Raw genomic sequence first — 775 nt, 5'->3', positions numbered from 1 at the left:
CCGATGCGGGTGTGTTGTTTGAGAACTGCACAGTGGACGCGAGCATCTTTGTTAGTAAGTGATAAAGAGCGTACGGTGGATGCCTTGGCACCAGGAGCCGATGAAGGACGTAGTAGGCTGCGATAAGCCTCGGGGAGCTGTCAAACGAGCTGAGATCCGAGGATTTCCGAATGGGGAAACCCGGCACGAGTGATGTCGTGTCACCCGCACCTGAATATATAGGGTGTGTGGAGGGAACGTGGGGAAGTGAAACATCTCAGTACCCACAGGAAGAGAAAACAACATGTGATTCCGTGAGTAGTGGCGAGCGAAAGCGGAAGAGGCTAAACCGTGTGGATGTGATAGCCGGCAGGCGTTGTCCATGCGGGGTTGTGGGATTGTTCTTCTCAGATCTGCCGATCTGAGCATGAGTCAGAAACCGTTGTGTTAGCTGAATTGGTCTGGGACGGCCAACCGTAGAGGGTGAGAGTCCTGTAAGCGAAAACGCAACGGCTCATGTGAGCAACTCCCGAGTAGCAGCGGGCCCGTGAAATCTGCTGTGAATCTGTCGGGACCACCCGATAAGCCTGAATACTACCTGGTGACCGATAGCGGACTAGTACCGTGAGGGAAAGGTGAAAAGTACCCCGGGAGGGGAGTGAAATAGTACCTGAAACCGTGCGCTTACAAACCGTCAGAGCCCTCGTTGTGGGGTGATGGCGTGCCTTTTGAAGAATGAGCCTGCGAGTCATCGGTGTGTGGCGAGGTTAACCCGTGTGGGGGAGCCGTAGCGAAA

At 54.6% G+C, this 775-nt stretch carries 1 rRNA gene; it reads left to right on the top strand.

Features of this window, described 5'->3' with window-relative positions:
- Positions 1–52: 52 nt before the first annotated feature.
- A 23S ribosomal RNA gene (locus NY1_RS41625) occupies positions 53–775 on the top strand; the annotation flags it as partial.

It is taken from the genome of Nocardia yamanashiensis NBRC 100130 (genome assembly GCF_001613325.1).
Taxonomy (GTDB): Bacteria; Actinomycetota; Actinomycetes; order Mycobacteriales; family Mycobacteriaceae; genus Nocardia; species Nocardia yamanashiensis.
This window is presented reverse-complemented; position numbering and strand designations above follow the sequence as displayed.